The sequence below is a fragment of the Harryflintia acetispora genome (assembly GCA_004340125.1).
Taxonomy (GTDB): domain Bacteria; phylum Bacillota; class Clostridia; order Oscillospirales; family Ruminococcaceae; genus Harryflintia; species Harryflintia acetispora.
The window spans coordinates 94142-108282 of sequence record SLUK01000003.1 but is presented as its reverse complement, the minus strand read 5'-3'; the positions used below and the strand labels follow the sequence as shown (position 1 = coordinate 108282).

Sequence of the window (14141 nt, the reverse complement as noted above, 5' to 3'; positions counted from 1 at the left end):
AACAGTTATTCTTTCATCCCATAGGCGCTGATCCCCTCCTCCAGGTAGCGCTGCCCAAAACGGAAGATCAGCAGCGCCGGGACCAGCATGACGAGCGAGGCGGCCAGGCTCGCCCCCGCACGCTCGGCGGTGATCGAGGGCAGATAGAGCGAAAGAGGCCAGAGGGAGCGCTCTTTTAAAAAGGTCATCGGCTGCTCGATGGCGTTCCAATATTCCAAAAAGCCCAGCACCACCGCGCACAGAATCCCCGGCGCGCCCAGCGGAACCCCGATAAAGAGGAAGGAGCGCAGCCCGCCCGCCCCATCGAGGGCGGCCGCCTCGAGCACCCCCTCGGGGATGGCGGCGAAGAAGCGGTGCATGAGAAAGACCGGGAAGGTGGAGAAGGCCCCGGGCAGGATAATGGCCCAGAGGGTATCCATCAGCCCCAGCCGGTCCAGCACCAGGTAGCTCGAGACCATCGTCACCTGGAAGGGCATGAGCATGAGTACGATGTAGAGGAAGTAGACCGTGTCCCGCCCCCGAAAGCGGTAGCGTGCCAGCGCCCAGGCGGCGGGCGCGCCGATGAGCACCTGCAGCAGCAGGATGGGGGCCACCATGGCGCAGGAATTCCAGAACATCACAAAAAATTTCGGGGTATCCAGCAGCAGTTCGACAAGCGGGCGCAGCGTCGGAAACTGCGGCAGCAGCGGCCAGGAGGCGAAGCCCTTTCCCTCCCCCAGCACCGGGGAAAGGTTGTGGAGCAGCTCCCCCTTGCCCATCAGCGCGCCGGTCAGCAGCAGCCAAAGCGGCAGCCAGACCACCAGCGCCAGCAAAAAAAGTCCCAAGCGCAGCAGCCACTTTTTCATCGGTTCTCCTTCCTTCCCCAGGCCGCCTGCATGGCGAAGATCAACAGCAGCACCGCCAGGGCCACCAGGGTCGCCGCCGCGCACATCTTGTCGACGTCGAGGCTTGTGAACCAATTGCTGAATAGGTGCTGCAACAGATAGATGCTGTCGTGCGGGTAGTCCCCGCCGATCAGGTAGGCCTCGCGGAAGACCTTAAAGGAATTGAGCAGGGAGAGCACCGAGATGGTAAACAGCTCGGGCAGCAGGCAGGGCAGGGTGATCTTAAAAAAGCGCTGGCGCGCATTGGCCCCGTCCACCTGCGCCGCCTCATAGAGGGCGGGCGAAATGTTTTGCAGCCCCGAGAGCCAGAGCACCATGTCGTAGCCGGTGTTCTTCCACAGGTAGCTGAGCACCAGCACCAGGAAGGCCCAGTCGGTTTGCAGCCAATCCACCGGCTGCACTCCAAAGTGCGAAAGCAGGGAGTTTAACATCCCGTTCTGGTGGAAGGCCACCTTCCACAGCAGCACGATCGAGGCCACCGGGATGGCCAGCGGCGCTAAGAAGGTGGTCTTGTAGACGCCCCTTTCATCCTTCGCCGCCTGCAGCAGCAGGGCCAGCAGCAGCGCCAGGGCCACCAGCACGGGGATGCACAGCAGCGTGAAGCGCAGGGTGTTCCCCACCGCCAGGCGAAACGCCGCGTTATGCAGCACGGTGCGGTAATTTTGCAGCCCCACGAACTGTCCGCTCATGGCCGAATAGAACGAGCGACGCACCGCGTCCAGGAAGGGGAGCAGCACGAAGAGGGACACGCACAGAAGGCTGGGCGCCAGAAAGAGGTAGGGCGCCAGCGTGCGGCGGCGTCTGTGGCGTTTCAATGTCGCTCCCCTCCTTTCGCGCGGCGGCACAGTCATTCGGCCAGATAGGCCTGGGTGCGCGCACTGAGCGCTTTGGCGGCCTCCCCGGCGCTCATGCTCCCCTCGAAGAAGCCAGCCGTCTCCTCCACGACCATCTGCATGAGGGTGTCGTTGTAGGACGAAGGGGTATTGGCCTGTTCAAGGGCGTCGGCCACCATCGAGAGCACCCGCTCCTCGGGCCAGTAGATCACGACCTCGGGATAGGAACCGTTGCTGGTGGAGAAGGACTGCACCGAGCTCAGCACGTTTTTCGTCCACGCCCTGAGCGCCGCGCGGTTGACCGGGTAACCGTAATAGCTGTCCGGCTCCTGGCACTCCTGCGAGAGCAGCGCGCCGACATATTCCTTCGCGGCTTCAAGTTGACCGCTGGCCGCGTTTATCCCGACAATGCTCAGCGGCTGGAAGACGGTCCCTCCGCCCTGGCCCGGCATGGGGGCAAAAATCTCCCGCAGCGCCCCGCCCTGCGGCAGCTCGCCGCCCAGACGGTGCTGCACCACGCCCGCATTCAGCATGACGTTGTGGTTGCTCTGCATGAGGTCGACCATCAGCTCGAATTCGCCGGCCACCATCCCGAAGGGAGAGCTACTCAGGGTCTGAACCCCCCCCCCCGCATAGTTCATGCGCACTTCCCGGTCCTCCCCGGTGGCGGTGTCGCTCAGGCGCTTGATATCAGTCAGGAACTGCGCGAAGCGCTCCTCGTCGAGCTGCCCGCTTTCCGTGAGCCAGGCGGGGGCGCAGGTGAGGTAAAAGTCCCGCAGCAGCGCCTCGGGCGACAGATGATCGAGCATACGCTTATCCGGGTTTTGCTCGGCATAGTCGGCCAAAGCGCTGAGGCTCCCGGCGTGGGAGACCGTCTCGGGCTCGCCCCAGACAGCCGGGAATCCGAGCCGGGTGGGCACGGCAAAGAGCTTGCCGTCCCTCCGGTAGGTCCCGACGACGTTTTCGAGGAATTCCCCGTTCTTGATCCGCTCCCCGAGCAGCTCCTCGAGATCCAGCAGGACCCCCTTTTCGATATAGGAGTCGATCGGCAGCCCGTCCAGGATCAGCACATCCGGGCCCTTGCCGGCGAGCAGCTCGGTGTTCAGCGCGCGGATGGCGTCCGAGGTGGTCATCGAGCTGTCCGCCTCCAGCAGGGTGCGGAACTCCACATAGACCTGCGGGTTCTTGAGCTGGAGCTGGATGGCCGCCTGCCGCGCGTTGGAATTGTCCTCGAGGGAGTAGACGCTCAGCCTGGTGTCCGGGCGGGAGGGGGTGTCGGCCGAATAGACATAGCGCACATAGCGCTCGGTGGAATCCGCGCTCCACAGCCGCACGACGAAACTGCCGTCCGAAAGACGCACGAAGCCCGAGACGCTCAGACTCGGCAGCCCGAGCGAGCACATCTCGCCGAGCACCATCTGCTCCCAGAGGGTGGTGTCCTTCCCCAGGCGGTAGATCCCGTCCCGGTCGGCGCGGTAGATGTCCCCCTGCCCATCCCGGAGCAGCAGCCCGCCCGAGCCCGAAACGCTGGAGAAGAGCCCGTCGGTCGCGATCCGGGACTTCTCCTCCCCGCTCTCGGTGTCGAAGAGGACCAGCTCGCCGTCTTCACTGTTAAACTGCCCGAGCTCTCCGCCCGAGAGCACGAAGGCGCCGCCGTCCCCGGGGAAGACGGTTTTCAGCTCGCCCTGGGGCGAGTAGCGGAAAATCCCCTTATAGGCGGCCCCGACGTAGATGTCCCCGTCCTCCCCGCGCCGGATCGCGCTCGGGTAGATCGGCATATTGGGGTTGGTCGGGTCGTAAACGCCCTCCCACTTGCGCCGGTAGTCGATCGGGATTTCGGTCACGGTCCCGTCGGGGGCGACCTGCAGCGTGACGTAGCGGTCGAGCGGCTCGCCGTTTTCATCCATCTCGTCGGAATACATATGTACGATCATCAGGTAGCCTTCGTCCGGGGTGCCCGAGAGGGCCGAGACGTACTTGTCCTCTTCCCCGCTCTGCTGATAGGCGGTACTGAGCGCCCCGACGTCCTGCTCCTGCCAGCTCTCGCCGCTCAGCACATAGCTGCGCAGGACCCCGTCCTCTCCTTCGCCGATGCACTGGATTCTGTCATCCGGCAGGAGCTGCATGGTATGGGAGATCCACGCCTCGTTGTGCGGCAGCGGCAGCTCCTCTTCGATGTACCGTCCCATGGCGGTGGGCGTTTCCCCACCCTCTGTTTCGTTTGGCGCGGGCTTTGCTTTCTCGCCGCAGCCGCCGAGCAGAAGGCTCAGCCCCAGCAGGGCCGCCAGAAGTTTCGTGCTCGTCTTGTTTTTCATGTGGAATCCCCTTTCGTTGTCTTCACTCTGCCCACCATGCTAACACCCAAATCTTAAAGAAATCCTGAAAGAAGTTTTTAGGTTTTTTTAAGATTTGAGTGCTATAATAAATTTATCTGATATGCGGGAGGGGCTGTCATGCGAATTCTGGTCGTCGAGGACGATGCGGCGCTCTGTTCGGCCATCCGGTTCCACCTCGAGCGCGAGGGCTACGAGGCGGACGAATGCCAGGACGGCGAGAGCGCTTTGCATCTCATCCGCCAGCAGGCATACGACCTGATCATCCTCGACCGGATGCTGCCGTCTCTCGGCGGGATCGAGGTGCTCACCCAGCTGCGCCGCGAGGGGATTTCCTGCCATGTGCTGATCGTCACGGCCCTGGGCGGGGTGAACGAGAGGGTCGCCGGGCTGGACGCCGGGGCGGACGATTACCTCGTCAAGCCCTTCGCCACCGAGGAGCTGCTGGCCAGGGTGCGCTCGCTGCTGCGGCGCGCGCCGCAGCTCGAAGCGCTAAGCGGCCTCGCCGTCGGGGACGCCGCGCTGGACGGCGCGCGGCACCTGCTGCGCGGGCCGAAGGGAAGCGTCTCCCTCTCGCGGCGGGAGACCCAGCTCTTCGAGGTCTTTTTCCGCAACCCCCAGCAGATCCTGCCCCGCCCGGTGCTTTTCAGCAAGGTCTGGGGTCCCGACGCGCCGGTCGAGGACGGGAATCTGGACACCTACATCCACTTTTTGCGCCAGAAGCTGCGGCAGTGCGGCAGTGCTCTGCAGATCAAGACGGTCCATTCGGTGGGCTACCGGCTGCTTAGCGGGGAGGGCAAGTGATGCTGCGCCGTCTGCGCCGCCATCTGACACTGTTGTGCGCGCTGATCACCGGGGCGATCCTCTGCGGGATGGCCCTGTTCATGCTGCGCTCCTCCGAGCGCCAGCTTATCCAGAGCAGCCGGATCACCCTGGAGGGGAACGTCAACGCCATCGTCTACCGCCTCAGGAGCGAGCAGGTGCTCGACTGGGACTGGCTCTCCCAGACCGAGGCGGCCGAACGGCTGATCATCCACATCTCCGAGAGCGGGCACCCGCTGCATTACCCCGGCTCCTGGCAGCCCCTCACCGGACGGGAGCGGCTGATCGCCCTGGGGCAGGAGAAGGCCGCAAAGCTTGGCGCGCGGCGCACGGGGGAAGACGCCTTCATGGAGCCCGAGGAGGTGCGCACCACCATCTTCGAGCTGTGGGGGGACATGGGGGAGCGCTATCTTTGCGCCTCGGTCTATATCCCGATGAACAGGAGCTACCGCGAGCTTCTGCTGCTGCGGGACATGCGGGCGCTGGATGGGCAGATCGTCTCCCAGCGCCTGCTCTATGCCGGGCTGGTGGGCGCCAGCGTGCTGCTACTGGCCCTGTTCGGCTGGTGGTTTTCCGGGCACGCCCTGCGCCCGGTGGCCGAGAGCCAGCGCCGCCAGTCCGAGTTTATCGCCGCCGCCTCGCACGAGCTGCGCACCCCGCTGGCCGTGATCGGCACCAGCGCCGAGGCGCTGGAATATGAGACTACCCCGAGGGGGAAGCCCTTCGCCGGGGCGATCGTGCGCGAATGCCGCAGCGCCGCCCGGCTGGTGGACGAGCTGCTCACCCTGGCCGGGGCGGACTCGAAGGGGCTTACCCTCCAGAAGGGGCCGGTGGAGCCCGAAGAGCTCTTAAAAAGCGCCGCCGCCACCTTCCGGCCACTGGCCGAGCGCCGCGGCCAGCAGATGCGCTGCCTGCTCCATCTCTCCCCGCTCCCGGTGCTGTGCGGGGACGAAGCGCGGCTCATGCAGGCGCTCGGCATCTTTTTGGACAACGCCGTGAGCTACACCCCCGAAGGGGGCGTGATCACCCTGAGCGCCCAAAAGGCCCCGCATGCCGTGCTGCTGATCGTCTCGGACAATGGGCCGGGTATTTCGGACGAGCACAAGCCCCATGTCTTCGAGCGGTTCTACCGCGCCGACCCCGCCCGCAGCAAGAAGGAGCACTACGGCCTCGGGATGAGCATCGCCAAAGAGATCGTGCGGCTGCACGGCGGGCAGATCGAGCTTGGCGACACCCCCGGCGGCGGGCTGACGGTGACCATCCGGCTGCCGCTGGGCTGAGGAAAGAGAAAAGGCGCCCGTCATCCTTTTGGATGAAGGGCGCCTTCGGTTTTCCGTCTATTCAGCCTATCCCTTGCGGAAATAGGCGTGGCCCTTGGAGGCCCTGGTCGAAATGCGCTGCACCAGCTCGTCGGACTGCTGGGACTGCGGGCGGGAGGCACCCGCGCCGCCGCGCCGGCTCCCGCCGCGCGGGGGCTTCTTCGGCGCATCCGGCCGGTCGGGCTGCGCCGCCTCCCGCGGCGGCGCTTCCCTGCGTGCCTGCTTTTGGGTGTTCGGGAGCGAAACCTTCTGCGCCTGCGGCTTCTCCGGCGCCGCCTTCACCTTTTTGGGGGCGGACTCCTTCTGCTTCGGCGCGGCCTGGCCCTGGCGGCCCCGGCCGCCCCCGCGCGGTGGGCGGGGCTGGGGTGCGGGCTTTTGAGACGGATCGGTGATCAGCATGGGGAAGGGATGCCCCTCCACCACCGGCACCTTTTTATGAATCAGCTTTTCGATATCCGCCAGATACGGCTTCTCGTCGCAGTCGCAGAATGAGATGGCCGTGCCGCTGAGCCCGGCGCGCCCGGTGCGCCCAATCCTATGGACATAGGTCTCGGGGATGTTGGGCAGGTCGAAATTGATGACGTGGGAGAGCTCCTCGATGTCGATCCCCCGCGCGGCGATATCGGTGGCGACCAGCACCCGGATCTTCCCGCTTTTGAAGCTCTGCAGCGCGCTTTGGCGCGCACCCTGCGACTTATCGCCGTGGATGGCCTTGGCCTCGATCCCGGCGCGCGCCAGCTCCTTGGCCACCCGGTCGGCGCCGTGCTTGGTGCGGGTGAAGACCAGCGCCGAGACGATCGAAGCGTCGGCCAGCAGGTAGATCAGCAGCTTGCGCTTGTTCTGCTTGTCCACCAGGTAGACCGACTGCGCGATGGTATCCACCGTTGAGGAGACCGGCGCGACCTTGACGGTGACCGGGTCGTGCAGGATGGTGTCCACGAGCTTCGCGATCTCGCCGGGCATGGTGGCCGAGAAGAGCAGCGTCTGCCGGCGCTGCGGGAGCTTCGCGATCACCCGTTTCACGTCATGGATAAAGCCCATGTCGAGCATGCGGTCCGCCTCGTCGAGCACAAAGACTTCGATTTTCCCAAGGTCGATGTACCCCTGCCCGATCAGGTCGTTGAGCCGCCCGGGCGTGGCGACGAGGATATCCACCCCGCGGCGCAGCGCATCGGTCTGCGGCTTCTGGGAGACGCCCCCGTAGATGACGCAGCAGCGCTGCCGCACATGCCGCCCATAGGCGCAAAAGCTCTCGTAAATTTGCAGCGCCAACTCGCGCGTCGGGGTGAGCACCAGCGCGCGGATCCCGCCGTTTTTCACTGGGTTTTCCTGCAGCCGCTGCAGGATGGGCAGCGCAAAGGCCGCCGTCTTCCCCGTCCCGGTCTGGGCGCAGCCGAGCAGGTCGCGCCCATGGAGCACCGGCGGGATCGCCTGCTCCTGGATGGGGGTCGGGGTGGAGTAGCCCTCTTCGCGCAGCGCGCGCAGGAGGGGTGAAAGTAGTCCTAGCTGATTAAAATCCATATTGATTGATGTTGTCCTTTCCTTAGTAGGCAATTTCCTGAGAGTTCGCGGAGTCAAAATATCCGTTCCCGGACTGGGGCACGGGGTTGGGGGAGCCCAGATAGAACCCCTGCAAGTAATCCACGCCGCTGGCGATCAGGATTTTCATCTCGCCGCTGGTTTCCACGCCCTCGGCGATCACCTTGATGTGCTGCATCCTGGCATAAGACAGCAGGTTTTCCAGCAGCTTCTGGCGGTATTCGTCCTTGTCGATCCCCTGCACGATGGACATGTCGATCTTTAAGTAGCTCGGCGTCAGCGAGAGCAGGACCGCATCCCCATTGTAGCCGGTGCCGAAATCGTCCAGCGCGAGCTCGGCGCCCCAGCGCTCGGCGAAGCGCTGCTTGTGGATGGTGGAGCGCTCATCCGGCTTCTCCTCCTCGGTCAGCTCGATGACGATGTTGTGCAGCAGGTCGCCGAAGCGCCCCTCGATCTGCGCAATGTCCTCCTCGGTCAGCGTCTGGTTGGGGATGGAGTTGATGAACACCTTGCAGTTGCCGATCACCTGCCGGTGCTCGACATACGCCTCCAACGCCTTGAACCAGGTCAGGCGCTCGATCTGGTAGAGCTTGGATTGGGAGCGGGCCAACGCCAGGATTTCCTTGGGCGTTTTCAGTGTCTGTAGTTTGGGCCGCATCAGCGCCTCGTATGCAAAGATCCGCCCGGTGCGCGCGTCCACGATGGGCTGGAAATAGTACTCGACCAGTTCCTCCTCGATCAGCCGGTTGAGCTCCTCTCTGCTGTGCAGCAGGTAGCTGTCCCGGTTATAACTCTGGATGTCGAACTCGCTGAACTCGCCCTTGACGGTGTTCTTGACCTTATACATCGCAAAGTCGGCGTACTTGATCAGCTGCTCATAGGAGGTGGAATCCTGCGGATACCACGCGACGCCGGCCGAGGCGCGGATGCGCAGATGCTCGTTGTTGGGCAGCGGCAGCACCGTCTTGCGGATCTCCTGCTTGATGTGCTCGATCACCCCGCGCAGCTGGTCCTGGTCCCCGTAGCCGAAGAGGAAGATGTAAAACTCGTCCCCCGACATCCGCGAGAGGATCGCCTTCTCCGGCGCGAAGCGCCGCAGCACGTCCGCCGTGCAGCGGATATAGGCGTCGCCGTAGTCGTGCCCGTAGGTGTCGTTGATATACTTGAGGTTGTCGAGGTCCAGCATGATCAGGGCGCCGACGCCGAGTGTTTCCGGCTCCTCGAATTTGCGGCGCATGATGGTGTGGAACGCGCGCCGGTTGAGCAGGTTGGTGAGCAGGTCGTAGTCGCGCTCGTATTCGATCCGGCGCTTCTCCAGCGTTTCGCTGGTGATGTCGCTGGCCACCCCCAGCACCCTGCTGTCGTTCTCCACGACCCGCAGGCGCACCCAGCGCGGCCGGCCGCGCCGGTTGGAGAGCTTATAGAGGATCTCGTCCCGCCGCTCGTTTATCTCCTCGATCTGCCCGCTGAGCTCCTTGAGCCTGTCATGCAGGTTCGTCGGCTCGATGTAGCCGCTTTCCCCCTCGCCGCTCGGGATCCCGAACAGGCGCAAAAACCCGTTGGTGCAGTAGGTCTTCCCCGTCTCCTTATAGTATTCGAAGGCCCCGAGGGGGATGTTGGTCATCTCGATGATTTGGGCCAGTTTGCTGGCCGAATCGGCCACGTCCAGGCTGAGGTTTTCGATCGCCTGCGCCAGCTCGTCGATCTCGTCGATGCGCGTCTCTTCCAGGCTGACCGGCAGGCGCGGGTCGCTGCTCTTGACCTTCTGCACCAGCGAGGTGATCGGGTGGGTGATCACCGTGCTGACGACGTAAATACCGCCCATCCCGATGGCCAGCGAGAGCACGAACGCCGCGGCAACCAGGGCCTTGACCTGGTCGGAGAAGGCCAGCAGATCTTGGCGCCGCATAATCCCGATCAGGGCCCAGCGGTCCGTCTCAAAGGGGGTATTGCTGTTGTAAAGCTGAAAATACTGCACACAGCCGTAGACATGCTCCCGCCTGCCGTCAGGCGGCTCGATCTCATAGACGCTGCCATAGACGGGGGGTTGGCGCAGCTGGGTCTGCTTCTCCTTTTCATAGAGCTGCTTAAAGATCGGCCCGCTGCCCACCGCATTGTCAAAGCTCAGCCCGCCGCCGTGGTCCACCGCCACGAGATACGCGCCCATCTTGTCGGCGCCTATCTCGTCATAGGGCATCTGCCTTCTCAAATAGTCCACCGAGATTTCGATCCCCAGCACCCCGTAGGGCTTGCCCTCATGCATCAGCGGCACCGAATAGGTGATGACCTGGATGTCCTCTTGGCTCAGGCTGAACGGCTCGCACCAGTAGCCCAAATCCTCCCAGCCGATCTCGGGATGGTTGATCGCCGCCCAGAGGGGCTTGTAATAAAAGCTGCCCTCGCCCTGCTCGGGGGTGAAGGAGAAATAAGGGTTCCACCAGGTGTCCATCGGGATTCCCAAGCGCTTGGCGATGGCCGAGGGCGCGCGCTCGATCATGATGTCGGAGTTGTCGGTGGAGCTGTACTCCGGGTCCTGGTCGCGCAGGTAGAGCCCGGTATAACGGTGCTCCCCCTCCTGCTCGCCCAAGTCCTCCCCGCCGCCCAGCACGATGAACGACCCGGTGACCGAGGAACGGCGCATGAGGTAGATGATGTCGTCCGACACCGATTCGAGGACCTGGTTGGAAAGCTCGCTGCCGAAGCGGATATCCTCGATCCCGCTGTTCTGCTCGCGCAGGACGGCGCCCACGTCCGCGTTGATGGCCTGCACCGAATCGCTGAGGTTGCTCCAGCGCTGGATCATCTCGTTTTGCAGGTAGTTCTTGCGGCCCAGGACCCGCTCGTTGAGGATATCGTAGGCGTTGTTGTTGAGCTTGTCCACCGTGCCGCCCCATAAAATGACACCGTAAAACAGACCCGCCTGAACCAACATGGTGAGGATCATTGGAACCAGTATTTTTTTCATGATGGAGCTGCCCTGATGTAGAAGCTTCGCCATACTGTCTTCCCTTGCTTTCCATTCGCTGTCCAGGCTCTTTACTGAATCGCTTCCTCCAACGCTCCGCTAAAGCTCTGATACCACTCCTCAAAGTGCTCGTCGGTACAGAAGCCGTCCGCCGCCTCTTGACGGCTCTGGCCGGAGGCCACCATCTGCGCGACCTGCTCGCTGTCGGCTTTTGCGAGGTCGGCCATCGAGTATTCCAGCACAGCGCGCGCCTCGGTCCCGCCCCCGAACGCCTTGCTGGTGTAGAGGGTGTGGGTCTTCGTCATATCGAGGGCCACGTCCAGAGATTTTTGCAGCCCCTCGGCGACCGCCTCGCCGCTGCCTTGCAGTACCTTTTGGACCATGTCCCGGTCGTTCGCGGCGACCTTGACCGGCATATAGCCGGAGCCGACCGAAAACTCGATGTTGCGCTCGGAGTCGGTGAACCATTTGAGGAAGACGGTCGCCGCATATTCCCGGCGCTCGTCCGTCTTGGTGACCACCATGCCGGCGCCCTGCTGCACCGCATAGAGCTCGCCGCCCTCAAAGACCGGAGGCTCAAAGACCAGCGGCTCGATGTCGTAGCCCTCGTTGTCGTTTACCATCACCTTATCCGGGAAATAGGCCGACCCCGAGGTCGAGCCCACCAGCGCGATGATGTCCCCCGTCTTGGCGTCATCCGAGCGGAAACGCCCGTTCGCCGCGAAGTACCCGTGCACGAAGGGCACATAGTAATGGTCCCACAGCTTCCGGATCACCTCTTTGTCCAAATTGAAGGTGACCTTTCCATTCTCCACCGAGAAGATTTCCACTCCCAACTGCCGGCAGCCGATGATGAAATAGTTGGCCAGGGCGTCCCGCCCGAAGAAGGCCTTGCCGTCGTCCGGCTCGGGGGTAAGGCTGTCGGTCCACTCATAATACTGTTTCGCGGTCCCGGCGAGTCCCTCCATCGTCTTGATCTTTTCAATATCTGCGCCGGTGGCGGCCGAGAATTTGTCCCAGTCGGTCTTGTTGACCATCATGACCTCGGTGGACTTGGCGATGGGGAAGATTTTAAGGCTCCCCTGCGCGTCAAAACGGCCCTCCTCGATATATTCGGGGATGTATTCGGCGAGCTCCCCGTCGGTGAGATAATCGTCCAGCGACGCGACCAGCCCCAGCTTATCGACCTGCAGCGCGGTGTCCGCATAGGCGGCGAACACGTCGGGGATGTCCCCCGCGCCGACCTTCTTGTTGGCCGCGTCGATCACCTTTTCGGTCAGCTCCGAGACGTTGCCCTGGCTGAACGCCTCGACAATGATCCCCTCTTTAAGCCCGACGGTGTCGTTGAACTCGCTGATCATCTCGTCGAAGGCGTTCTTCTGCGGGCCGTTGTAATAGTGCCAGATCTCGATCGACACCGGGTTTTTCGGGTCGAGCCGCACGTCCCTGCCTCCCGCCTGCTGGCAGCCGGAAGTGAATACCATGGCGCCAAGCAATACCGAGGCGCCGAGGCGCATACACATGCGGTGTAACTTTTTGTTCAAATCATAACCTCCCATGCGCCTCACCCTGACCATCCCCCACACCGGACGGGACCAAACGCAAATATTATTCCTATTATATCGCATTCAGGAAGAAGATTCCATAGATAAACCGATTTTCCCGCAATTGTGCCCGCTCAGTTTCCCTGCGAGCACTTGGCCGCGTCGATGGCCAGCACGATCATCAGCGAAAGGAGCGCGTCCTCCGGCCTTCCGACGGAAATGACGTAGGTATCGGTCCAATTGAGCAGCTCCTTGTGCGCCGACATCACCGTCGTCCCGGCGCCGTCGGCGACCTGGTAGTTCCACTCAAAGAAATCTCCCTGCACCCGCCAGCCCCGGCAATCGAGGGTAAACACCGGTTTAAAGAAGGTAAATTCCTTTTTGATCTCCCCGATCCGCCGCCCGCCCTGGTAAAGGGCAAAGCGGGGCAGAAAAGTGAGCACCTCCTCCTTCACCGTCCCCAGGTGCTCCCCGCGCGCATCGTAAATCTCCAGCCGGTGCCCCCAGCTGAGCCTGCCCTGCACGGTATAGACGGTATTGCCCGCCTCGTCGTAGATGTCGTAGCTGTCGAACCAGGAAAACAGCCTTTGCTTAAAAAGTAGTTTCAAATCGTTTCCTCCCCCGGGCGATCCCGATGGCCGCCGCAAAATTTCCAGATTTAATCGCCACAATCAGGATACACGTTTTTCCCGAACCGGTATGCCCACTCCAGATGTCCCGTTCGGCCGATCTGCGGCCTGCCGTTCGTGTCGCCGCAGCCGCCCGCGAGGAGCATCCCTCTATCATGAAAACCGATGTAGTTCACCAGAGCGAATTGGTAATAGGAGACCGCCTGCTCAAAGGTCCAGAAATAGTCGTCGGCAGAGGTCATCAGCAGCGCGCAGTCCTTGAACGGGTATCTTTCGTACCTCCCGAGGGGAGGATTCGGATCCTCCTGCGCCAGGCAATAAAACCGCTCGATAAAGGCCTTCGTCCGGGCGGAGAGCGTCCAGAAATAGAGCGGGGAGGCAAATACGATTAAATCCGCCACCTTGATTTTTGGCACCAGTTCGTGAAAGCCGTCCTTTTGAATGCAAGGCTTATCATAGCGGCAGGCGTTGCAGCCCAAGCACCCCTTGACCTCAATTTTACATAGCGACACGGTCTCGACCGAATGCCCGGCCTCCTTTGCTCCCTTTGCAAAGGCTTCGGCCAGCTGCGCGGTATTGCCGTTGGGACGCCCGCCGCCAAGGATGATCAGTATGTTTTTCATATGTTCATTTCCCCTTCGCTTTGCCTTAACGCCAGCTGATCCCATTTGTGCATATTCTTTTCAGATATTTTATGTTTAACTAAATTGTCGGACGGCGCGTTCCACTGAAGTATCGTATCAATACAATCAATTAATATAAGATTAAATGAGCTTCCTTTACACGACTCTATTATATAAGGGTAGTCCGTTTCATTTATCAAGCTGGTATGGGTAAAGCAATATAGCCCATTGGTCCGATAATGCCGGTAGCCTTTGCTTAATTGAGATTTCTCTTTTATTTTTTCTGAAACTAGATTCCTATGTTTAGAACTGTCATACATTCCTTCTTCGGATGAAATACCAACCACATCGCCGACACGATAAACAGAACCCTTGAATTTGCCTTTGTTATTGTTTTTCTTTATTGAGGCGACGATCTCCTCTCCAGACAATCCTCGTCCAAAATTATCATCGGCAATAGAATATGTGAGGCCATCGTGTTTCGTGATCGCCCGGACGACTTCAACACCAATGCTGAGTGCTTCACTCTGCAAATCCGGCCTCTCGGATTTCTTCTCAAAATCCTCAATATGTATATTAAAAAGATGACATATGGATAAGAGAGCGTATTTTTCAAAGTAGTGTTTATTGTACTTTCCCATATCAGTCAC

At 61.7% G+C, this 14141-nt stretch carries 11 protein-coding genes; 2 read left to right on the top strand and 9 right to left on the bottom strand.

Annotated elements, in window-relative coordinates; all coding sequences use genetic code 11:
* Window positions 1-5 precede the first annotated feature (5 nt).
* The 3 genes from EDD78_RS05140 to EDD78_RS05130 are packed head-to-tail and all read right to left on the bottom strand — an operon-like array spanning window position 6 to window position 4032.
* Window positions 6-845, bottom strand: coding sequence for a carbohydrate ABC transporter permease (locus tag EDD78_RS05140; protein ID WP_132084198.1), 840 nt, complete (start codon window positions 843-845; stop codon window positions 6-8).
* Window positions 842-1699, bottom strand: coding sequence for a carbohydrate ABC transporter permease (locus EDD78_RS05135; protein ID WP_286170741.1), 858 nt, complete (start codon window positions 1697-1699; stop codon window positions 842-844). Before EDD78_RS05135 ends, EDD78_RS05140 begins: the two co-directional genes overlap by 4 nt.
* A gap of 32 nt (window positions 1700-1731) precedes the next feature.
* Window positions 1732-4032, bottom strand: coding sequence for a hypothetical protein (locus EDD78_RS05130; protein ID WP_132084196.1), 2301 nt, complete (start codon window positions 4030-4032; stop codon window positions 1732-1734).
* 138 nt (window positions 4033-4170) lie between these two features.
* Between EDD78_RS05130 and EDD78_RS05125 the strand changes: the two genes are divergently transcribed.
* Complete coding sequence (locus EDD78_RS05125) at window positions 4171-4854, top strand: response regulator transcription factor (RefSeq protein WP_132084195.1); 684 nt, start codon at window positions 4171-4173, stop codon at window positions 4852-4854.
* Window positions 4854-6152: a sensor histidine kinase gene (locus EDD78_RS05120; protein WP_132084194.1), complete on the top strand. Its 1299-nt coding sequence runs from the start codon at window positions 4854-4856 to the stop codon at window positions 6150-6152. The genes EDD78_RS05125 and EDD78_RS05120 overlap by 1 nt, the downstream gene beginning before the upstream one ends.
* Window positions 6153-6218: 66 nt before the next feature.
* Here EDD78_RS05120 and EDD78_RS05115 read toward each other — a convergent pair whose 3' ends face one another.
* The 6 genes from EDD78_RS05115 to EDD78_RS05090 all read right to left on the bottom strand — a co-directional run bounded on the left by EDD78_RS05115 (window position 6219) and on the right by EDD78_RS05090 (window position 14132).
* Window positions 6219-7712 carry a DEAD/DEAH box helicase gene (locus EDD78_RS05115; protein ID WP_132084193.1) on the bottom strand — a complete coding sequence of 498 codons (1494 nt, stop codon included), beginning with the start codon at window positions 7710-7712 and terminating at the stop codon, window positions 6219-6221.
* A gap of 22 nt (window positions 7713-7734) precedes the next feature.
* Window positions 7735-10728, bottom strand: a complete 2994-nt coding sequence (locus EDD78_RS05110) for an EAL domain-containing protein (RefSeq protein ID WP_079698925.1) — start codon at window positions 10726-10728, stop codon at window positions 7735-7737.
* A gap of 38 nt (window positions 10729-10766) precedes the next feature.
* A complete protein-coding gene (locus EDD78_RS05105; RefSeq protein ID WP_286170740.1) occupies window positions 10767-12239 on the bottom strand; it encodes an extracellular solute-binding protein in 1473 nt (490 codons plus the stop codon).
* A gap of 134 nt (window positions 12240-12373) precedes the next feature.
* Window positions 12374-12847, bottom strand: a complete 474-nt coding sequence (locus EDD78_RS05100) for an LURP-one-related/scramblase family protein (protein ID WP_132084192.1) — start codon at window positions 12845-12847, stop codon at window positions 12374-12376.
* A 50-nt stretch (window positions 12848-12897) separates the two neighbouring features.
* Window positions 12898-13491 (bottom strand): flavodoxin family protein, encoded by a 594-nt coding sequence (locus tag EDD78_RS05095; RefSeq protein WP_132084191.1) that lies wholly within the window; start codon window positions 13489-13491, stop codon window positions 12898-12900.
* The gene (locus tag EDD78_RS05090; protein WP_132084190.1) at window positions 13488-14132 is read right to left on the bottom strand and encodes a hypothetical protein; all 645 of its coding nucleotides are present in this window, start codon (window positions 14130-14132) and stop codon (window positions 13488-13490) included. Before EDD78_RS05090 ends, EDD78_RS05095 begins: the two co-directional genes overlap by 4 nt.
* Window positions 14133-14141: the final 9 nt, after the last annotated feature.